Here is a 21199-nt window from a genome sequence, read left to right as displayed (position 1 = left end):
GCCGGCCATCCCGACGATAGGCGGCCGGTGCCTTTCCTAGCAGTCGATGAAAATCGCGAATGAGATGCGCCTGATCGAAATACCCGCACGCATGCGCCCCTGTCGCGCTTGCGCTGCCAGCCAAGACAACCGCCCCGACTAAAACCACACACTGAACCGCGTCCCCGTCATCAGCACATCGACCGTCAGTTTCCATCGATGGGCCTCGGCAATCTCCCTGCAGATTGCCAGCCCGAGCCCCGCACCGTCATATCGCGAATCCGGCGCCCGCCAGTATCGGTCGAAAAGCAGCGGCAGATGTTCCCGCCGAATACCCGGCCCCTCATCTTCAATATGAATCGCCGTCTCGAGAACGGTCAGCACGACGACACCGCCCGACGGCGACGCATTGATCGCATTCTCGATAAGGTTCTTGAGCAGGACGAAAAGCGCCCCGCCGTCCGCGCGTATCGGCGCCGCGGAATCGCGCGCTTCGATATGAAGCGTCACTTGCTTCGCATCGGCCTTGCCGGCCAGCAGGCTCACGACGTCCCGCGCGACGTCGACGCCGCTCACATCACCGAAACTGAAGTTCTGCGCTTCGCTGACTTCAGCCAGATGCAGCAGTTGCTTGACCTGCCGGGCCATCAAATCGATCTCGCGAAGCAAAAGCGCCTTCTGGCTAATGTCCGGCTGCAGCTCGATCTGCCCTCTGACCAGCGTGAGCGGCGTCTGCAACTCGTGCGCGGCGTCGGCCAGAAACTGCTGCTGCACCGCGAAGCCATTCTCGAGCCGGGTCAGCGCGTCGTTGAACGCATCGATCAGCGGCTTGATCTCGCTGGGAATCCCGGCCGACGACAGCCGCGTCTTCAGGTTGCGCGGCTCGATTTCCCGCGCGGCACGCGATACCTCCCGCAACGGCTTCAGCACGTGACCGATCGTCAACGGCAGCGTCAGTCCGAAAATGACGGTCGCGATGACGAGCACATACGCGACGGTCCTCGGTATCGGATCGATCCGCGTCCTGACGAGCGCATCGACGAGTTGCCTGCTGTGCGCCACCTGCACGTAATAGACGACGCTCCCGTTCAACGCGCGCTGCGTCGCGACCGCGTACGCCTTGCCGTCGATCGTGGCGGGCAGCACCTTGCCTGCCACCGTCGCGAGGTTCTCCGTCAGCCACGGTCGATCGTCGCTCGAAGGCACCGACGCCAGCAACACCTTCCCCGTCGCATCGAGCACGCGATACTTCACGTCGGCCGGCAAGAGCCGGAACATCACCGCCGGATGCTCGCCCAATCGCACGGATGCCGGGCGCCCGGCCGCATCGAAATGCATTCCGTCCACGATATGACGGATGCTCTCCATCTGCTGGCGCCTTCCCAAGAACTCCGGATATCGATCCAGAAAATAGATGGAAAGCACGGACAGCAGCGCCAGGCTGATGGCGAACGCGGCGACGTTGGTCACCCACAGACGCGTCGACAGGCGCAGGATCCAATGACGGAACATGGCGTTTTTTTACCAGGGAGCAGCAACGGGTGACACGCGGCGAAGCATCGTCACGCGTCCCGCAGCGCGAAGCCGGCGCCGCGGATATTGGTGAGCCGCGTCGTTGTGCCGATCGCCGTCAGTTTCTTGCGCAAGCGGTGCACGGTCACCTCGAGCGCGTTCGGCGTGACCGCCTCCGCGAGCCCCCACGCGGCATGCTCGAGTACCGCATGCCGGACGGTCCGGCCCGCGGCTTCGATCAGGCAGAGCATGACCTGCAGCTCGGCCGGCGCCAGCAGCACCGTCCGGTCGCCGCAGCGCATCGCGCGCTGCGGCGGGTCCACGGTCACATCCGCGAACGATGCGACGAGGGTCGTGAGCAGCGCCGGACGCCGCATCAGCGTGCGTACGCGGGCGACGAGTTCGGTCATTTCGAACGGCTTGGTCACATAGTCGTCGGCGCCGCTTTCGAGTCCGTCGATGCGGTCATGCAACGCGTCGCGTGCCGTCAGCATCAGGCAAGGCATCATGCGGCCTGCCGCGCGCAGTGTGCGCAGAAACGTCAGGCCGTCTCCGTCGGGCAATCCGCGGTCGACGATCAGCAGCGCGTAATCGGCCCGGTCGATACCGTAAGCGGCTTCCCGGGTATTGCCGAACCGGTCGGATTCGATGCCCGCCGCGGCCAAGGCCTGAGACAACAGGCCGGCCAGGCGTTCGTGATCCTCGACTATCGCCACTCTTGGCATGCTCGCACTCACTTGAACCGATACATGTAGCCGATCCGGGCCTCGGGAACGAACCGCCTGCCGACGAGCGGACTGTCGGTGATGCCGTCGCCGAGACGCGACACGCCGACGTCCACAAACATCGTCTGCTGCTTCGTCAACCGATAGTCGAAACGGGTGCCGGCCGACACGTTCACGGCCGAACCCGCGCTGTAGGCGGCGCGCCACGCACGCGCTTCCGATGGTTGCACGCCGTAATAGTAGTCGACGTATTTGTTGCTCAGCCATTCCGCGCCGACATGCGGCGTGATCGAGAATGCGCCTGACGCGAACGCCTTCTCGAAGCCGATTTTCGCGCGCTCGCCCTTGTTTCCGCCGAGCAGGAAGCTACCCGACAACGTGCCGAAGCCGGTGCTCCATGACAGTGCGGGCCCATACCACAACGCGCCCTTGCGCTTTTCCATGCCGTTCAGGATCGGGGCATCCGAGCCGCTGTATCCATCGAACAGCGAGAACTGGCCACGCAGCGCGACATTGACGCCGCTCCAGTTGCCGATTTTCAGATCGACCGTGGTGCCGATGGCCTGCACCCATTTGTTGTCGAAGTAGACCAGAGGAAAAGGCAATACGCGGGTGCCGTCGCCCCTGTAGGCCGACGGCTCGATGCCGACGCCCGCGCCCAATCCCCAATGCGTGACGTTCGTCGCGTTGTTGAGGATGGTCAGCCCTGAGTTATCGGGATCGGGCGGGCTCATGCCGTCGTCCGCCCACGCGGAAGCAGATGAAAGTGCGAATGAAGCGGCAATCAGCCATAACGGGCGGGCGCGGCAAGCGGCAATTTTCACAATCGTTTCCTGGTGTCGAGGGTCGAAACCGGGGCTACTGTAGGACCAGTCGACTTACCGCTCACTTACCAGGAAAAATATCGTCCAAGGCCTCTCCGCGCGCCTGCACGACCCGCCCGCCCAAACCCCCTACTTCGACAACCGCAGCTTCTTCGACACCACGACGCCACTCGACGGACTCACCAGCCAGACGTCACGAAGATCCATGTGCACCGTGGAGATCCGCGTCGAAATGTCCGTCGGCTCCTCGATACTCGGGTCGGCATGTTCGGTTTGTTCGCTCAAGTAAGGCCGAACCAGACGTCCGGAAAAAACCAGTGCGAAGTCGCCATGCGTTTGCGCGTACTCGGCGGGCGAAAGGTGCATGCGGCTCCGAACCGTGGTCTTTTTGCCTTGTCCGGCGTCGAGCTCGATGATGTCGACGTGCTGGACGTACCCTTTCGCCTTCGCTTCCGGAGCAATCACGAGCCCGCGCCCGCGCGGCCCCTTCGTCACCTTGCTGAGCAGGATGCCGTCCCGGCCGTCGCGCTCCGCATCGAACAGGTCGACATCCAGCGTCAGCAACTGCCGCCGCGACCGGTATCTCAGCCCGTACCGCACCGGCACCACGAAGGTCACGTCACGGTCCAGACCGACGGCCGCCAGGTCGGGATTCGCGCCGTGCCGGCCGGCGGCACCGGCGACGGCGCCGCGAACCCGGTCACGCAACGAAGGCGCGAGCGTGCTGGCGTGCACCTTCTGCAGCGCCTCCCGGATGGCAACCGGATCGTCGCCGACAATCGGTCGTGCCGGGGACGTGTCGTGATCGACAGCCGACGCGACGTGCGTCGCGCCGCCGACGGCCTCCCCCTCCGCACGCGCCGCGACGGGCGCCAGCATCGTCGTCACGGCGACGATGCACGCGAAGCGCGAACAACCCAATTTGAATTTCCGGTGAAACACGACGAACTCCCGATTGCTTGCGGATCGATAAACGACGAGCACTATAGGGCGGAACGATCGGCAACGCACCCGCCGCTTGAAATTCGCCGATGCCGGCACGCCTCGCCATAGGCTCCTTGTCGGCCCGGCGGCACGTCAACGGCCAACACAACACTACCGTGTTGCCTTGGCGACAACAACCGACGGAAAGCGAGCAGCGGTGCCCATCGGCCATCCGCAAACGCGTCCCGCGCCATCGCCTGACTCGCGGATTCCGTCCGAATCCAGCCCGCCATTCACGTGCGCCACCGAACCATCCGGCGGCGAATTTGTATGTTGAAAGATGCCTTTTCCGGCATCCGATCGGCGGGCTTACACACCGCGCGCCGGTGCACAAGCCCCGCTCGCACCGATTTCAATAGCGTGACGTGTCGTTGCTCATTTTGATTCAGGACAATTCCGAATCTTCAACCTCCAATTCAATCGTGTCCTGACAAAAAAGCCCCCATTTCGACGATATGGGAAAACGAGGCACGACAAATACCAATCCAGAACAATCTACTCGACACATTCTCATCCAAACAAAAATATCACTCAAACCAACCAAATATTAACCATTGTTTCAAAAGAAAATATTTCCCATCTCAAAATAAAAATATTAATTAAAGCTATAAATAGCTTGCTATTCTTCGCACCGAAATCCCAAGTGCCGTTGCATTGCCACCCTGAGAGGCGGATTCGAACCCATCCGAATCCGGAACAAAAAATAACGAGATTGTCGTTATGTCGATCGCAGCAACTTTTAGAAACTTTGCGTCGGGTCTGGTCGACCTGAACAAGCGTCCAGTCTCCCTGCATTTCGGGCAGGCGCAACGCGCAGTCGGCCATCTGCTGGCGCTCCATCACGCCGATATCCGCGAGGGACTGATGTCGGGCATCGAAGGGCAACTGACCTGCGTGTCGACCTACGATCATCTGCCGCCTGCGCTGTTTCTCGGTTTGCCCGTATCGGTACGGCTGACGACCGATCGGGGCAACATCCAGGCGATCAACGCGATCGTGCGCGAAGTGCGAGCCGGTCAATCCGACGGCGAACTGACCGTCTATCAGCTGCATGTGTGCGACGCCCTTTCACTGATGGACCGTCGCACGAACGCTCGCCTGTTCCGCTCGCGCAGCGTGCCGGACATTCTCGCGACGCTGATGAACGAGTGGAAACAGCGTAGCCCCGCACTCGCGCGAGCGTTCGATTTCGACCTGTCGGCATTGCGGGCCGATCGGTATCCGGCACGCGAGCTGACGCGGCAGGTCAACGAATCCGACGCACGCTTCATCCGGCGTCTGCTGCGCCGCGAAGGCATCACGGTCTTTGCAAAGGCCGCGCCGGTCGACGGAAGACGCGGCGTGGCCGATGAGCGCCCGATTCACACGCTCGTCTTCTGCGACGATCCGCATCGTCTGCCGGACGCACCGGCGGGCACCGTCCGCCTTCACCCGCGCGACGCCGGCGTCGAGCAACGTGACACCGTCACCCTCTTTGCGTACGACCAGAGCCTGTCGCCCGGCAAGGTCCGCCGCCCGTCGTGGGATTACAAGACCGCTCGCATGGACGACTTCGAGGCCGTCGCCGGCCTCGACCAGGGCGAGTCGGGGAACGATCTTGCGCGCCTGCTGACCGACGTCGCGATCGACATCCCGCACGTCGGCGACTCGTGGAACGATCACGCGCGCATCGCGCACGACCGGATGCTGGCCCATCAGTTCGAAGCCGCGCGCTTCGACGGCATCGGCACAGTTCGCGACATGCTGGTGGGACACGGGTTCACGCTGACGGGCGACCCCGAACTTGATATGAAGTCGATCGATCGTCGTCGGTTCGTCGTCACGTCGATTCGACACGTCATCTGGAACAACCTGCCGAAAGACCTGTCGGGCCGCACAAGCGGACTATTCGCGGCAAGCCGCAACCTGACGCCGACCGCCCCGCCGCCCGATGCATCGGGATCAACGGACACGCGCTACGAGAACAGTTTCACGTGCGTGCAGCGCGGTGTGCCGCTGAAGCCCGCCTACGATCCGGCGATCGACGTGCCGCCGGTTCACCTGCTGACCGGCACGATCGTCGGCACGCAGGGCGAGGAAGTATTCTGCGACAAGGCCGGCCGCGTGCGGGTGCAGATTCACGGGCTGGATCCGGCGGACCATGCGCACGCGCAAGGCGCCGGCACGAACGGCCTGGCCGGCGACAGCGCGCCGATTCGCGTCGCGGCGAGTCTCGCGGGCGAGTATTTCGGCGCGCTGTTCCTGCCGCGTGTCGGGATGGAAGTCCTGCTGGGGAGCCTGTCGGGCGATCCGGACCGTCTCGTGATCATCGGCGTGTTGAGCAACGGCGCGAACCCGCCCGCGACTTTCAGCCATACCGGCGGGCTGCCGGGCAATCGCTACGTGTCCGGGATCAAGACGCGGGAAATCAAGGGCCGCCGGCACAACCAGCTTCGCCTGGACGATACGCCGTCGCAAATCTCCGCGCAGTTGGCAAGCGAACATGCGCATACCCAGTTGAATCTCGGCTACCTGACGCAGCCGCGCGTGGACGGACACGGGGACGATCGAGGCGAAGGCGCGGAGCTGCGCACCGACGCCGCTGCGGCCTTGCGCGCCGCCCAAGGCATGCTGCTGACGACCTATGCGCGTTCGCACGCGACCGGCGGTCAGCTCGATCGCGACGAACTGATTCACTTGCTCGATCAATGCACGGCGTTGTTCAAGTCGCTCGGCGATTACGCCGGCCAGCATGGCGGGCAATCCGCCGACACGGCCGGCCAGGACAACATCGCCAACGCTTTCCGTCACTGGAAACCCGGCGGGTCGGAATCTGGCGCTACCGGCGACGCATCCGCGTTCATGGCGTTCGGTGCGCAAGCGGGGTCGCTGAACGTCACGCCGAAAACGCATGTCACGTATGCGGGCGAGAACATCGATCAGATCGCGCAGCAACACATGCAGATCACGAGCGGCGAGCGAATCAATCTGCATGCCGGGCATGGCGTCGCGATGTTCGCGCACGGCGACGGCGTATCGGCGATCGCGCATCAGGGGAAAGTGACCCTTCAATCGCAGCACGACGACACGCAAATCGAGTCCGGCAAAAACATCCAGTTGACCGCGGCCGACGGCAGGCTGGCCGGCACGGCGAGCGACGAAGTCGTATTCGTCACGGCGGGCGGCGCGTATCTCAAGCTGCATGGTGGCGATATCGAATTGGGATGCCCCGGCAAGTTCACCGTGAAATCCGATGGTCATGCGTGGGACGGCCCCGCCAGCATGAGCGTCGACCTGCCGACATTCGATCAAAGTCCGCTCGGCCGCGTCCCGAAGCTGATTCGGCCAACGGACGGTAACGCGGTGCCGGGGTTCGAAGGACAGATTCGAAAGGCATCGGGAACGCTGTCGAGTTTGACGACCGACACGGCCGGGGAACTGCCGGCGGTCGATACCGACCGGTTCGAGAGGCTGGCGGTGCAGTTCGCCAAGAAGAATGTTTAACGAAAGCATAGGAGTCCGGATGAATGACTCATCTCTCGATTCTCGACCGACCGCGAGCGCCCGCACCAACGAGCACGCCGCGAAGACCGATGTGGCCGATACGGCTGCGCCGCGCCCGGAGCCACCTCAGATCGTCGTCGGTCGGAGCGACGGCGTCTCGATGTGGACGAAAGACACCCGGCTGATCTGTATCAAGCAAATGCCGTTGCCTGGTATCGTCATCTTCGTCCATGGCGTGAACTCCGAAGGCGAATGGTTCGAAGCCGCCGAGCAGGGGCTGTGCGAGGGCCTGAATCGCCGGCTCGGCCGGCTGGACGATCAATTGATGTATCACGGCATCGACGCCGGGCAATTGGTGCCGGCGAAGTACACGGAAAGCGTGACGCCGGACGGGTTTCTGAATCCGAAGCTTTGGTCCGGCAATTACATCAAATCTGACCCGTCCTTCTCTCCCGTCATTCATTTCCGATGGGGCTATCGGGCAACCGCCGCAGAGCTGAAAGAGTACGGCGACAAGATTTTCCTGAACGAGAAGGACTATTGGGGCGGCGGCCCGTTCACGAACGGTTGCGCGAGTCTGCCCGATCTCTGGCACGGCGGCCTCGACGACCGCGCGGCCGGGTGGTTGACCGTCCAGGGGATCAACCCGACCAACCGGCCGCTGTATCGCGCGCCGCCCCGCGCATATGGCGTGCTCGCGGCGTTGCGCCTCGCGAGGCTGATCGAGTCGATTCGCCGCATGCAGGCCGACGTGCCGATTACCGTCGTATGCCATAGCCAGGGCAACATCGTGGGCCTGACGGCGGCGTTCTTCGGCGATGCACTGCCCGATGTCGAAGATCCGTGGGGACGTAGCGGGCATTGCGTGGCGGATGCCTACGTACTGGCTAATGCGCCGTACAGTCTTGCGCGCGCAGATGGCCCAAATCCATCCGATACGTTCATGGATACCTGGTCGCAACGCGCGACCAGGGACGGCAGCGGTCGTCGCGGACGGCAGACCTACGCCGCGCGCACGAAAACATTCGGCAAGTTTCTGTCGATCATCGGCACTCGTAAGGCATACGAACTTTCCACCGACAAGATCGATGAAGACATGGCCAACGAACGGGTATCGCCGACCAGCAAGCGGTCTTATTCGGCGCAAGAGGATCGGATTCGCCACGGCCTGAACGGATCGACGTATGGTCGCGTCACCGCGTATTGCTGTCCGCACGATCAGGTGATTTCGGCGGTCACGGTTCAAGGCATCGGCTGGCGCGGCATCGACGAGAACGAGCTGAACGATATCAGTGTCCCCGGCGTGCTGACGCAGCGCGTCTTTGCCTCCGGCTTCAAGGTTGGCGTACAGAAACGCTATCGGTATCGGGAGGATGACTGGCGGCATGGCAAAGAGGGAACGACGTCGGGATTCTGGTATCCGCCTTCGCCGCCGGCCAAGTTCAATCTCATCGGTGCACTCAAGGGAAACGAGTCCGTGTTCGGGGTGGCGGCCACGCTTGCATCCGCGCCGATCATGTTTTTCGTGACCCAGATCAGCTCGGCATTGAATATGTTCCGCGTGAACGCCAATCCGCCGAAGGGCTGGAGCGTGGTGGCGGACGCTCCGGCACTCGACGAACCGTTCCCGCCGAAGGCGTTGCGGTTCGGCAAGCCCATCGAAACGAAGGACGGCAATGCGACAAGCGACTTCAACGAAGGCAACGATCCGCCGGCCGCATGGCGCGACGCAAGCAAGACAGACGCCGACAAGCGCGCTGATGATCCCTACGATCAGTACAAGGCGAAGAACAATGACAGCGTCGCGCAAGGTACGGCAGAGAGCGAAGCCGGACAGCGTTATGAGGATCGCGCGCTGATGCGGATGGAGGCGCGGCGAACGCTGAATACGGAATGGCTCGATGGTGATGGCCACGTGATCGGCGAGGACGGCAAGAGCGAAATGCCGGAAGGCTACAAGGAATGGCGCGATCAGCAGATTGTCGATTGGCTAGATCGTGGCTCGACCAACAGCCCGACAAATCACTCCACGACGATGACCAATCCGGAGCATGCCGAAAAGGCGCTTGCGTACGATGTGGCGATCGGGGTTTGCTATCTGACGCCCAAGCAAATGAAAGCGCTACGGATTGAGGCGGATTGGCGGATGGGCACGGGTATCCCAGAAGACAATCCAAACGGGAAATATGCAATCTATTTCACAATAGGAGAGCTTGATAGATTGCCGTTGTATGAATGGGTCCACGCTGAAAACAGCGAAGGAAACATGCCCGGTACGATCGTGGATGAACGAGAAGGTCAGTTCTATCTGAAGGTCGGGGGAGCGATTTGACGTCCTCCACTCCCTAAAGGGAGAGGATTCCCACACCTGGCGATGCACGTCCGCATCGGAGAATGTTCAACGCAGCGTTGGTATCTCGATCATGCTCGGCACCACAGTCACTGCAGGTCCACTCTCTTATTCTCAGTCCCGCGATACCTTTCGGCCGCGTCGTGCTGTCTTTCGGCTCGCACGACGAACAGGACTGGGTCGAACCGCTTTCGTCGACTTCCTCGAACGTGGCCCCGTGCGCGATCGCTTTATAGCGGAGCTTGTTCCGGAAGGACGACCAGGACGCGTCGTAGACGCTCTTCGCCATCCTGGTTCTGGCGAGTTTTGCGGCCGACACGTTGCCGACCGCGATGTAATCGAAGCGCCGCACCAGATCGAGCGCGAGCTTGTGCTGGAAATCGGCACGGGCGTTCGCCACCTTGGCGTGCAGCTTCGCGATATGTCGTTTGTGCTTTCGCGCCCGCTGAGCTTTCCCCAGCTTATCCACCGCGCGCCTGCCGAACCGGTCATTTGGCAGCTTCTCGCCGGTCGAAAGTGTGGCGAAGTCTTTCAGGCCGAGATCGATGCCGACACCGGAACGGATCGGACGAGCCTGCACATCGGGCATCTCGATCACGATGTTCAAGAACCAATTACCGCGTGCATCCTGCGCAAAGTTCGTCCCGTCCTTGATCTTGCCTTCGGGAAGCGGCCAGCTGTTGAACACGCGAAACGTGTTGCCGGCAAAGCGAAACGCGTCGCCCTCGCGCTTCAGGTCGCGGCCCTTCAGCGGCACCCAGCCCAGCGACTTCCTGCCGCGATAACGCAGGTACGGGCGACGGTGCTGACTGCGCGACTTCGCGTATTGCTCGCACGTCGCGTTGATCGTGCCGGAGTGGATGCCGAGCGCCTTGCTGCTGCCGGTCGTGAGCACATTCAAGTCGAAACCGGTCGGCCACTTCTTGTTCCACTTGAGCGCGTGCTTCTGCGTGTCGTTGCAGAAGTTCCAGACGTAGTTCACCGCACGGCTCTGCTTGTTAAGCAGTCCGTTGAGCGATTTCACCCGGTAGCGGTAGACAAGAATCATGCCGGTGATCCTAACCCGTGGGAAAAGCTGCCTGTTAACAGCACGCCTTTCCTCCCCGTCCTGAAGGACGGGGTTTCTCGGAGCAACTGATGAAGGCACTGATCGCTACATGGCCTAGACGTGCCGCCGTTGCGGTCGCGGCATGGATGATCGCGGCCGTACTCATGGCGTCGTTGATGGCGCAGGTAGAACAACCGGACCCGATACAACTGGAAATAGGGGATTGGATGAAACGATTCTTCGTCGTGCCCAGCCTGGCGGCACTCATGGTGCTCCTGTTCACCACGGCCACGGTACGGCCGGCGCACGCGGCACCGGCAACGGAACCCGTAACGCATGCGGGATCCTCTGCGGAAGAAGCAGTGAAGCCGTTCGTCGCACAGGTCGTTGGGCTAATCTGGTTAAATCCATTGGAGCGTAAAGACTACCCGACTCAATGGCAATTATTGTGGACCCAAGGACTCGCCGCACCGAACAAGAACGATGACATGGTACGAACCGATCCGAAGTCGTTCACAACGCTGCAATCAGTAGCAGGTGTTGCATATGGCAATGAAGGGGAAGAGACGTTTAAAGGTTTTTATCACAAGTACATCAATGAGGCGCTTGGATTGATGCATACGCGTTACGCGACAAACGCAAAGTACTTCTACACAGTTAATCCTGACAATTCAAAAGACTGGCGCGAACTCGCCGGAGTTCACGTCGAACTCGCCATACCCGTCAGGCTCGAACCGGGTTATGCCAAAGCTATCCTGACCAAGGAGATTGTCGAATACTTCGAAATCGGCCCGCCGTCACCCAAGACTTTGTGGAGCCGCGACACGCCTCCCGACGTACAAATCACGCGAGGCGGCGCGAACGCCGGATTCACATCCCTGAACAACGCGTTGGACTATTTGCAGGCGAACCCCGACAAGAGCGTCTGGGTAGTGAACTGGGACGCACCTAACTTCCCGCCCACGGATGCACAGATCAACGAGAACCTTGTCACGCTCTTCCTCGCCGGTCCGACCTTCAATACCGAGCGCGAACCGCTCGCCTGGATCGGCAAAGCCGCAACCGGCAACACGCATGATTTTCCGCAGAAGGTCGGCACAACACGCGCCGTGCAGGCGTGGAAGGCGACCCTCGAGCAAGCGGCGCGCAATGCCGGCATCGCGGCAACCGGCGTCAACTACATCGTTCACGACGCAGGTAAAGGCAGCGACGCATCGTCGGCGCGCCTTGCCACCCTCGCGCAGACGTTGACCGAAACCCTCCCCGAATACGACCACCGCAAACAGACATTCAACACGGCCGCCCTACTTGGCGACATGGGAACCGGCAGCGCACTGACAGATGTCGCGCTCGCCATCGGCCGGATCAACCACTTCGGCGGCAACGCACTCGTCGCCGGCACGACCGATCCCGAGCATCCCGTCGCGGTCGTTGTCCGGCCACCGTCGAAGCTCACGCCGATCGATCCCGACAAGGACTGGTTCCGCGCACGCGGCGGCAACAATGCCTACCTGCCGTGGTGGGGCCGCCGACACGATACGAATTACGGCATGCAAGGCTATTCATGGTGATGCACACCGGTACGGCAGCGCGTTAAATGTGAACGTAGATGTTGTATAGAGCAGCAGGAGGTGGGGTGAAACGATTTGTAGTTGTCCCTAGTTTGGTGGCACTTGTGGCGTTTCTGTTCTCGACGGCCATGATGCGCTCGGCGCATTCCGCACCTGCCGCTGAACCAATAGCGAACGCAGCTCCCTCCGTCGAAGAGCCGGCGAAGCCATTCTTTGCCCAGGTCGTCGGACTCATTTGGTTGAATCCGTTGCAACGCATGGACTACCCGACCGAATGGCAACTGCTGTGGACGCAAGGACTCGCGTCTCCGAACAAGAACGACGACATGGTGCGAACCGATCCGAAGTCCTTTACAACGCTTCAATCGATTGGCGCGCTGGTATATGGTAACGAAGGCGCAGAAACATTCAGAGGTTTTTATCGCAAGTACATGACCAAGTTCCCGCTGCTGCTTCACTCGCGCTACGCGAGCAACGCGAAATACTTCTACACGGTCAAACCTGACGATAAAAAGAACTGGCGTGAGTTGGCTGGCATCCGTGTCGAGCTTGCGATTCCGGAACGACTCGACGCGGCCGAATCGCAAAGCTACTTGCAGGACTCGATTCGAAGGACGTTTTCGATCGGGAATCGGTATTTTCCAACGATGTGGAGCCGCAACACGCTCCCCGACGTACAAATCACGCAAGGCGACGCGAACGCCGGATTCACTTCATTGAGCAACGCGTTGGACTATTTGCAGGCGAATCCCGACAAGAGCGTCTGGGTAGTGAACTGGGACGCACCTAACTTCCCGCCCACGGATGCACAGATCAACGAGAACCTTGTCACGCTCTTCCTCGCCGGTCCGACCTTCAACACCGAGCGCGAACCGCTCGCGTGGATCGGCAAGGCCGCAACCGGCAACACGGTCGATTTTCCGAGGAAGGCCGGTACGACCCGCGCCGTGCAGGCGTGGAAGGCGACGATCGACCAAGCGGCACGCAATGCTGGCATCACGGTCCCTGGCCTCGACTACATCGTTCACGACGCAGGTAAAGGCAGCGACGCATCGTCGGCGCGCCTTGCCACCCTCGCGCAGACGTTGACCGAAACCCTCCCCGAATACGACCACCGCAAACAGACATTCAACACGGCCGCCCTACTTGGCGACATGGGAACCGGCAGCGCACTGACAGATGTCGCGCTCGCCATCGGCCGGATCAACCACTTCGGCGGCAACGCACTCGTCGCCGGCACGACCGATCCCGAGCATCCCGTCGCGGTCGTTGTCCGGCCACCGTCGAAGCTCACGCCGATCGATCCCGACAAGGACTGGTTCCGCGCACGCGGCGGCAACAATGCCTACCTGCCGTGGTGGGGCCGCCGACACGACACAAATTACGGCATGCAGGGCTATTCATGGTGACGCACACCGGCGCGGCAAATCGCTTCGTCCGAACGTGATCGCCGCGTCAGACCTCAAACCATTTGGAGGACGGAATCCCATGCGGGGAATTATCCGGGTAGAAGATACGCACACCCACGGCGGCCGGGTCGAATCCGGCGCCCGAAAAAGCACGGTGATGGGGCGCGCGGTCGCTCGTATCGGCGACGCGTGCTCGTGTCCGATTCATGGCGCCTGCACGATTGCCGAAGGCGACCCGGCCTTCGACATCGAAGGCGGAGCCGCCGCGTTCGACGGCCACAAGACTTCGTGCGGCGCGGAATTGATCTCGTCGCTTCAACATTCGGGGCGGGTCTGAATGCCGACGCCCCGACGCATGACCGACGAACAGTTCCGGCTGCTGCGGATGCAGGACACGCGGATCAAGCCGCTGAACCAGTGGGCCTTGCACGAGATTTTCGTGAAGGGCCGATCACAACGGGCGCTGGCCGCCGAACTCGGCATGACGCACTCCGCGATGTCGCAACTTGTGCGAAAAGCCTGGCGACGCTATCTCGATCTGCCATGCAACGCCGCCCGCCTCACGACGCTCACGGTCACGATTCCGTCGAAGTACGAGCAGGCGCTGCTGGCATGGGTACGGGATGCGCACCGGTTATCGACCGACCCCGGCCCCGATGCGGCGACGTAATCGCGACGATTCCGGCCAGCGAAGCCGCGGAGAAATTAATTCCTCCAATCCCATAACAGATAAAACGTAATTCCACTCAGAGCTGAATCCTCAGCCAACTTTGGATCCTTTTTCCCTTCTGTCCCCCGTATCATTTCCGTCACTACGCAATCAGCAAGAGACGGACATGAGCGACACCCCCCCGCTGCACTACCTCGACTACGCAGCCACGACCCCCGCCGATCCCCGCGTGATCGAAGCGATGACGGCCTGTCTCGGCTTCGACGGCATCTTCGGCAACCCCGCATCCAGCTCGCACGCCGCCGGCCGGCTCGCGAAAGACAAGGTCGAGCACGCCCGCGTGCAAGTCGCCGCCCTCATCGGCGCGGACGCCGACGAGATCGTCTGGACGTCGGGCGCCACCGAATCGAACAACCTCGCGCTGAAGGGCTATGCGGAAAACGCGACCGGCAAGCGCCATCTGATCACGAGCCGCCTCGAGCACAAGGCCATTCTCGACACGATGGCGAACCTGTCGAAGCACGGCATGCAGGTCACTTTCCTGACGCCCGACGCGAACGGCGAAATCACCGCCGACGCCGTGGCGGCCGCGATCGGCCCCGACACCGGCCTCGTGTCGTTGATGCTCGTGAACAACGAGATCGGCACGCTGACCGACATCGGCGCGATCGCCCGCATCGTGCACGCCGCCGGCGCGCTGCTCCACGTCGACGCCGCGCAGGCGCTCGGCAAGACGCAGATCGACGTACGCGCACTCGGCATCGACATGATGTCGATGTCCGCCCACAAGGTGTACGGCCCGAAGGGGATCGGCGCACTGTTCGTCCGCCGCGAGATCGCGAGCCGGATCGCCCCGCAAATCCACGGCGGCGGCCACGAGCGCGGGTTGCGTTCGGGCACGCTCGCCACGCATCAGATCGTCGGCATGGGCGTCGCATGCGAACTCGCCGCCGACAAACTCGACGGCGAAGCCGCCCGGATCGCGGCGCTCGGCGCGCGGCTCACCGACGCGCTGTTCGCGCTCGGCGACGTCACGCAGAACGCAGCCGCGGCCCGCCGCATCCCGCACACGCTGAGCCTGACGGTACATGCGCCGGGCTTTTTCCCGTTCATGCTCGGCGAAGCGCTTGCCGTGTCGTCCACCTCCGCCTGCAATTCGACCAGCGGCGCGCCGTCCCACGTGCTGACCGCGATCGGTCTCGATGCGGAAACGGCCGGCCGCACCGTGCGCATCAGTTTCGGGCGTTTCACGACGGAACAGGACGTCGACTTCGCGGTCGCCTGTTTCGCGCGGGCGATCGAGCAATGTCGGGCGGCGGCGGCGACCGGCTTCACCGCGTCGCGGCAGATCACGCCGGCCGACCTGAAGGCGATCCGCAATGCCGGTTTCCGTGCGGTGATCTGCAACCGGCCGGACGGCGAAGGCGCGGATCAGCCGGCGTTCGAGGAGATCGCCGCTGCCGCGCGCGAACTGGGCATGGACGCGCGCTACCTGCCGGTCGAACGCGACCGCATCGGCGACGCGGAAGTCGACGCGTTCGGCGCGCTGGTCGACACGCTGCCGAAGCCGGTGCTCGCGTATTGCCGCAGCGGCAGCCGCTCCGGCATGCTGTGGAATCGGCTGTCCGAACGACGCACGGCGTAAACCGCCCGCCACTACACCCGCCCCCCTGCGTTCAGGCACGAAGCCGGCCCGCGCGACGGAAAGCCGCGCCGGCCGCCACCCTGCCTGCTACATCACTCGTCCTGCTGTTCCTGCTGCGCCTGCACCTGCCGCTGCCGGATGAACTGCCGCACATCGCTCATCGTCACGCGGCCGGTGTGCTTCGCGTCGATCTCGTCGAAGTGCTTCGACACGAAACCGAGCCCGCTGCTCTGCGCCTGCGCCTTCGTCACGGCCGCGCCGTTGCTCAGCACGGTGTTGCCGCCGAGCCGCGCGTCGACGCGCTGCTGCGCCTGCTGCTGCAACGTCGCGCCGGTCGACGGCAACACCGGCGCCGCCCGCGTGGCCGGAAAGAACGGACCGTCGACACCGCGCCCGCCGTGCGGCAGCTTCACCGGCGCCACCGCCTGCGGCGGCAACGCGTAGGCAGTGCTCATCACGGCGCCGAGCACGATCAACGGAGACATACGCCGCATCAATTGGATTAGGGACATGATCGCTCGCATTCAATGGATGAATAGAAGGTTCCTTTGATAAGGACTCCGTCGCTCAAGGGGCGGCCGCCAGCGTGGTCGCCGTCGTCGCACCCGGCGCGCTGCCGGTCGGTACGCTCGGCGGGTTTTCATCCGGCCACGGCGGCGGCAGCATGTGCAGCGTCAGCGCCGTCGGAATCCGCGCGCCCTTGTAGAACGTCTGCAAATCCCGCTTCATCAGCGGACGGGCGACGTCGTCCAGATAGATCATGTGACCGCCCTGGAAGAAATTCACCTGCAGCTTCGGATGCAGGCCCTTCACCGTCTGCAGCCGCGCGAGCTGCTTCTCGGTATTGAAGAACGGCGTCGCGAGATCGTGGTAGCCGTTCTCCGCGAGCACGCGAAGCTTCGGGTTGAGCTGCAGCGCACCGAGTAGATCGGGGATCGTGTCCGGCATCGGCTGGCCGTCGTGCGAGAAGTCCCAGACGCCGATGATGTCGTCGTTCAGCGGCAGGTACGTCGCGTTCGGGGCCGTATAGCCGAGGTAGTCCGGCATCTGCGTCGCGAGCGCGTTCGTGAACGGCTGCGAGATCAGGATGTCGGACGGATCGCCGTCGTTCTGCAGCCGCGGGTCGGAATTCGGCAGCGACACGCGCCCGTCATACCGGCCGATCGTCGTGCCGGGCACGAGGCTCGTGCCGAACGGATTCGCGTTGAAGTAGTCGCGCAGCGCCTGCTGCGTGAGACTCGACGGGATCGACCACAGCCTCAGCGTCGCATCGCTCGGGAACACCGGCGTGCCGAGCGCATCCGGAATGCCGAGCTGGCTCAATACCCACGACTGCGAGTACTTCTGCAACTGGCTGTAGATCAGCGTCGTGAACAGTTCCGTCTGCAGTGCGTACAGATCCTGGTTCACCGGCGCCGGCGACACCTGGTTGAAGTACGCGGCGACCGCCGCATAGCCGGGCAGATAGCCGGCCACCGTATCGGTATCGAGCAGCAGCCCTTCGGTCGACTGCGTGATCGCCACCGCTTCCACTGCATCCGCGAAGTAGTTCAGGATCGCCGACTGCAGCACGATCCCCGTCAGGTGCACGCCGGCCGATTCGAGCGCGAGCGCGAGCATGTCGGTCCGCGGCGTGCCGTACGATTCGCCGTACAGGTAGATCGGCGACGTGCCGCGGCCGTTGACGTTCAGGTAGCGCTGGATGAAGTCGCGCATGATGTTCACGTCCACGTCGGAACCCCAGTACTTCTGGTTGGTGTTCGGCAACACGGCTTCCGACAGCCCGGTGCCGGGCGGGTCGATGAACACGAGGTCGGTGGTGTCGATCAGGCTCTCCGAATTGTCGACGAGCGGATAGTTCGGCCAGTTGTTGCCGAACAGCGGATCGGGCGTGGCCACGCGGGTCGGCGCGAACGAACCGAGCCGCAGCCAGATCGACGACGAGCCGGGCCCGCCGTTATAGACGAACGTGACCGGGCGCGGCTTGCCGTTCGTGCTGGGCGCGGTGTACGCGACATACGACATCGATGCTTCCGGATTGCCGTTCGCGTCCTGCGCGGTCAGGTGGCCGGTGGTCGTCGTGTAGTCGATCGTCTTGCCGCCGCCGGTCCACTGGTAATGCATGACGGCCGCTTTCTCGGACACCTGCGACGGCGCGAGGCCGTCGGTCGCGTTCATTGAGTACGCGACCGGGTCGACGTACGGCTGGTTGGCCGCCTGCGCCTGCGTGCCGGCCGCCTGCGCGCTGGCCTGCTGGCTCGCGGTGGCCTGCGCGAGGCTCGACGCGCCGACGGACGACGAATCGTCGCCGCCGCATGCCGCGAGCGCCAGTGTCATCGCGGTCAATGCACCTAGCCCGGCCAGCCGGCCGCGACGAACGCGGCGGCTGCCGGTATTGCTCCTGTCTGGTTTCATCTCTTTCCTTTGGCTTCGGATACCGCTTCACAAAGGCCGCCAACGCCCGCGACACGCGCAGGCCGACCCGCCACTCGCGTTGCACGGTCGGCAGTCGGCGGTTGGGGGATTGGACTTCTCAGAGACTGAACTTGATACAGACACAGCAAACTGCTGGCGAGAATGGTGCTCGGACGCGCCCCCTGCAGTTTGGCCAACTTTTATATGACTAAAATTTACGACACCACAAAAATAGGCGGTGCTGCGCCGCGTTGTCAAAGATCATTCGGATATTAAAAATCCCGCAATGATGCGAAGGGCGGACAGTGTCTGGTATTTGAAAGAAAACAGGATTATTCGGGCAGCGTGGTCTTTATCGGCAATGCCGTGCCGAATATTTTGCTTTTGCCGCACAACGCATAAGCCGCTCGCGTATTGGACAAGCGCATTCAAAGCCTTCAAATCGACCGGATTATTCTTTCATTTTTATTATCGCCGATCGATTAAGGCAATGCCGCAGCATGCGCAAGTCATTCGATGATTCGATTCGTTTCAATCACGCTTCAATCGCGGCACCGATGTGCACTGCGTCATCCATAAAATACTGGTTCGATTAATTCTTCGCGGCATTATTTACCCGGCATTCAAACGGCTTTGCCGGACGGACGGCGACGTACGGTATTGCCGCACGCCGCCCGCCGTCGAGACTCAAACCATGCTTACTTCCCGCCGCCCGGCAGCGCGATATCGATCAGCACCGGATCGTGATCCGACGAACGATACGCATCGGCCGCGTAGAACGTCTTCTGCTGCTCGGCCGACTTGTACGCGAGCGTGTACTGCAGCGCGAGCGGCTCGTCCGCGTTGATGTGCCATTCGTGCACGGCCTTCACGTGCGACGCGAGCGGCAGCGTCGCGAGCGCGTGGTCGAGATAACCGGCTTCGCCGTTGTACACGTAGCTGTACGCGTTCGCGCCGATCCAGCGCGCGACGAGATTGCGGTAGCCGCGCGATTCGAGCGCGCGGATCGGGTCTTCGTACGTGTAGCTGTTGAAGTCGCCGATCAGCAGCACGCCCTGGCTCTTGACGCCCGTCGGGTTGCCGGCCAGCCAGTCGGCGACCTTCGCCGCCGCGCGCGTGCGCGTCGGATTCCAGCAGCCCTGACCGTCGCCCTGGTCGAGATCGTCGTTCGTGGCATCCGGGCAGTTCTTCGACTTCAGGTGGTTCACGGCCACCGTCAGCGCCTGCTTGTTGCCGCCGACCAGCCGGAACGACTGCGCGAGCGGCTGGCGGTTCTTGTCGTCGATCGCGAGCGTCGCCGCGCGGCCGACCGGTTCGACCTTGCGGCTGTCGTAGATCATCGCGACCGAGATCGCGTCGCCGCCGAGCCGCGACGTGCCCGGATCGACCACGCGCCATTGGGCACCGAGCTTCGCCGCGAGCTGGCGCACCGCGCTCAGTTCGCCGTAGCCGTTGTTCTGGATTTCCATCAGGCCGATCACGTCGGCGTCGATCGCCTTCAGCGCGCTGACGATCTTCGCTTCCTGGCGCTGGAATTCCTCGAACGTCTTCGCGCCGCGGTTGTCCGGATCGTCGAAGCCGCCGCCGAGACCGTTGCCGTTGAAGTAGTTGAGCACGTTGAACGACGCGACGCGCAGGTTCGATTTCGGATCGCGCGCCGGTGCGTTCGTGCGCGGGTTCTCGCGCTTGTCGAACGCCGGCACGGCCGCGCCGGGCAGCGGCTGTACGCGCCATGCGCCATAACGCACTTCGAGCACGCCTTCGACGTCGCGCACGGTGTAGCCCGCGCGCAGCGTGTTCGCGGCCGACAGGCCCGGCACCGGATACGGCACGGTCGCGGGGTTCTGCTTGTTCGAGCCGTCGTCGAGGATCAAACGGTTGCGCGCGTTCGCATCGATCTGCGTTTGCGCCTGCGCGGGCGGCACGACGCTCGTCGGCGTACGCAGCCGGCCGTTGCTGAGCATCACGCTGCCGTAGCGGCCGAGTTCGTAGTTGTCGGTGACGCTCAGCGTCTGCGGCAGGCGCACGCGCATCCCTTCGTACGCGGCGAACGCGTTCGGGCTGTCGACCGGCAGCGTGAGCGTCGCGGGCGTGACCGTCTGGCCGTTCGCGCACACCGCGATCGCGCCCGCTAGCGTGAGCTGCGTCTGCCCGTATTTCTCCTCGACCTTGCCCGTCACGTGCACGAGATCGCCGGCCTTCGCACGCACCTTCGGCGCATAGACGAACAGGCCTTCGGACACGCCCGGCTGGTTGCGGCGCTGCGCGTCGGCCTGCTGGACGAAGAAGCCGCCGAAGCCGTCCGTGCCGCCGAAATCGGCAGTGACGACGGCTTCGATCGACGTGTTCTGACCGGCGAGCGGCGACGGCGCGCCCGGGCCCTGGATATCGGCGATCGGCGTCGTGCTGCCGCCGCAGTTCGCGCTGACGGGCGCGGCAGTGGCGGCAAATACCGGCGCGGCGAGCGTCGGGAGCAGCAATAGCGGGGCAAACAGGCGGATTGTCGAACGCATGGCGGGAATCCCGGTTGTGAGGGTGGCGAAAGCTTAGCGGCGCTCGGTGACAGTTTTTGGTAATCGGAAGA

The 21199-nt window shown here is 63.0% G+C and carries 16 protein-coding genes; 7 read left to right on the top strand and 9 right to left on the bottom strand.

Annotated elements, in window-relative coordinates; translation table 11 throughout:
- Positions 1–138: 138 nt before the first annotated feature.
- The 5 genes from J8I33_RS03315 to J8I33_RS03295 all read right to left on the bottom strand — a co-directional run bounded on the left by J8I33_RS03315 (position 139) and on the right by J8I33_RS03295 (position 4864).
- Positions 139–1491 carry an ATP-binding protein gene (locus tag J8I33_RS03315; RefSeq protein WP_209933126.1) on the bottom strand — a complete coding sequence of 451 codons (1353 nt, stop codon included), beginning with the start codon at positions 1489–1491 and terminating at the stop codon, positions 139–141.
- Positions 1492–1541: 50 nt separating this feature from the next.
- The gene (locus tag J8I33_RS03310; RefSeq protein ID WP_050018086.1) at positions 1542–2216 is read right to left on the bottom strand and encodes a response regulator transcription factor; all 675 of its coding nucleotides are present in this window, start codon (positions 2214–2216) and stop codon (positions 1542–1544) included.
- An 8-nt stretch (positions 2217–2224) separates the two neighbouring features.
- Positions 2225–2950: a MipA/OmpV family protein gene (locus tag J8I33_RS03305; protein WP_245171389.1), complete on the bottom strand. Its 726-nt coding sequence runs from the start codon at positions 2948–2950 to the stop codon at positions 2225–2227.
- 219 nt (positions 2951–3169) lie between these two features.
- Complete coding sequence (locus J8I33_RS03300) at positions 3170–3982, bottom strand: hypothetical protein (RefSeq protein WP_209933119.1); 813 nt, start codon at positions 3980–3982, stop codon at positions 3170–3172.
- Positions 3983–4555: 573 nt separating this feature from the next.
- Entirely contained in the window at positions 4556–4864 is a 309-nt protein-coding gene (locus J8I33_RS03295) for a hypothetical protein (RefSeq protein ID WP_209933725.1), read from the bottom strand.
- Between J8I33_RS03295 and J8I33_RS03290 the strand changes: the two genes are divergently transcribed.
- Both J8I33_RS03290 and J8I33_RS03285 read left to right on the top strand, forming a co-directional pair.
- Entirely contained in the window at positions 4745–7507 is a 2763-nt protein-coding gene (locus tag J8I33_RS03290) for a type VI secretion system Vgr family protein (protein WP_209933113.1), read from the top strand. The two genes, J8I33_RS03295 and J8I33_RS03290, sit on opposite strands and share 120 nt — an antisense overlap.
- Positions 7508–7526: 19 nt before the next feature.
- A complete protein-coding gene (locus J8I33_RS03285) occupies positions 7527–9839 on the top strand; it encodes a hypothetical protein (protein ID WP_209933108.1) in 2313 nt (770 codons plus the stop codon).
- Between the two features lie 13 nt (positions 9840–9852).
- Here J8I33_RS03285 and J8I33_RS03280 read toward each other — a convergent pair whose 3' ends face one another.
- Entirely contained in the window at positions 9853–10905 is a 1053-nt protein-coding gene (locus J8I33_RS03280; protein ID WP_089488983.1) for an RNA-guided endonuclease TnpB family protein, read from the bottom strand.
- A gap of 89 nt (positions 10906–10994) precedes the next feature.
- On the opposite strand from J8I33_RS03280, the gene J8I33_RS03275 reads away from it, so the two are divergent.
- From J8I33_RS03275 to J8I33_RS03255, 5 genes are all read left to right on the top strand, one after another.
- Positions 10995–12476 carry a virulence factor gene (locus J8I33_RS03275; RefSeq protein ID WP_209933107.1) on the top strand — a complete coding sequence of 494 codons (1482 nt, stop codon included), beginning with the start codon at positions 10995–10997 and terminating at the stop codon, positions 12474–12476.
- Positions 12477–12541: 65 nt separating this feature from the next.
- Entirely contained in the window at positions 12542–13885 is a 1344-nt protein-coding gene (locus J8I33_RS03270; protein ID WP_209933099.1) for a virulence factor, read from the top strand.
- Between the two features lie 79 nt (positions 13886–13964).
- Positions 13965–14222 carry a PAAR domain-containing protein gene (locus tag J8I33_RS03265; protein ID WP_050017691.1) on the top strand — a complete coding sequence of 86 codons (258 nt, stop codon included), beginning with the start codon at positions 13965–13967 and terminating at the stop codon, positions 14220–14222.
- 18 nt (positions 14223–14240) lie between these two features.
- Positions 14241–14555, top strand: coding sequence for a TrfB-related DNA-binding protein (locus J8I33_RS03260; RefSeq protein WP_124595409.1), 315 nt, complete (start codon positions 14241–14243; stop codon positions 14553–14555).
- Between the two features lie 166 nt (positions 14556–14721).
- Positions 14722–16200, top strand: coding sequence for an aminotransferase class V-fold PLP-dependent enzyme (locus tag J8I33_RS03255; RefSeq protein ID WP_209933093.1), 1479 nt, complete (start codon positions 14722–14724; stop codon positions 16198–16200).
- A 92-nt stretch (positions 16201–16292) separates the two neighbouring features.
- Here J8I33_RS03255 and J8I33_RS03250 read toward each other — a convergent pair whose 3' ends face one another.
- The 3 genes from J8I33_RS03250 to J8I33_RS03240 all read right to left on the bottom strand — a co-directional run bounded on the left by J8I33_RS03250 (position 16293) and on the right by J8I33_RS03240 (position 21128).
- Positions 16293–16685 carry a 2-oxoglutarate dehydrogenase gene (locus J8I33_RS03250; RefSeq protein WP_235356310.1) on the bottom strand — a complete coding sequence of 131 codons (393 nt, stop codon included), beginning with the start codon at positions 16683–16685 and terminating at the stop codon, positions 16293–16295.
- Between the two features lie 82 nt (positions 16686–16767).
- Positions 16768–18615: a peptidase S10 gene (locus J8I33_RS03245; RefSeq protein ID WP_209933092.1), complete on the bottom strand. Its 1848-nt coding sequence runs from the start codon at positions 18613–18615 to the stop codon at positions 16768–16770.
- 698 nt (positions 18616–19313) lie between these two features.
- Positions 19314–21128: an ExeM/NucH family extracellular endonuclease gene (locus J8I33_RS03240; protein ID WP_209933086.1), complete on the bottom strand. Its 1815-nt coding sequence runs from the start codon at positions 21126–21128 to the stop codon at positions 19314–19316.
- Between the last annotated feature and the right edge of the window lie 71 nt (positions 21129–21199).

It is taken from the genome of Burkholderia sp. AcTa6-5, from assembly GCF_017815075.1.
GTDB classification, from domain to species: domain Bacteria; phylum Pseudomonadota; class Gammaproteobacteria; order Burkholderiales; family Burkholderiaceae; genus Burkholderia; species Burkholderia sola.
Note: the sequence above shows the minus strand (reverse complement) of the source record. Positions and strands in the feature narration are given on the sequence as shown.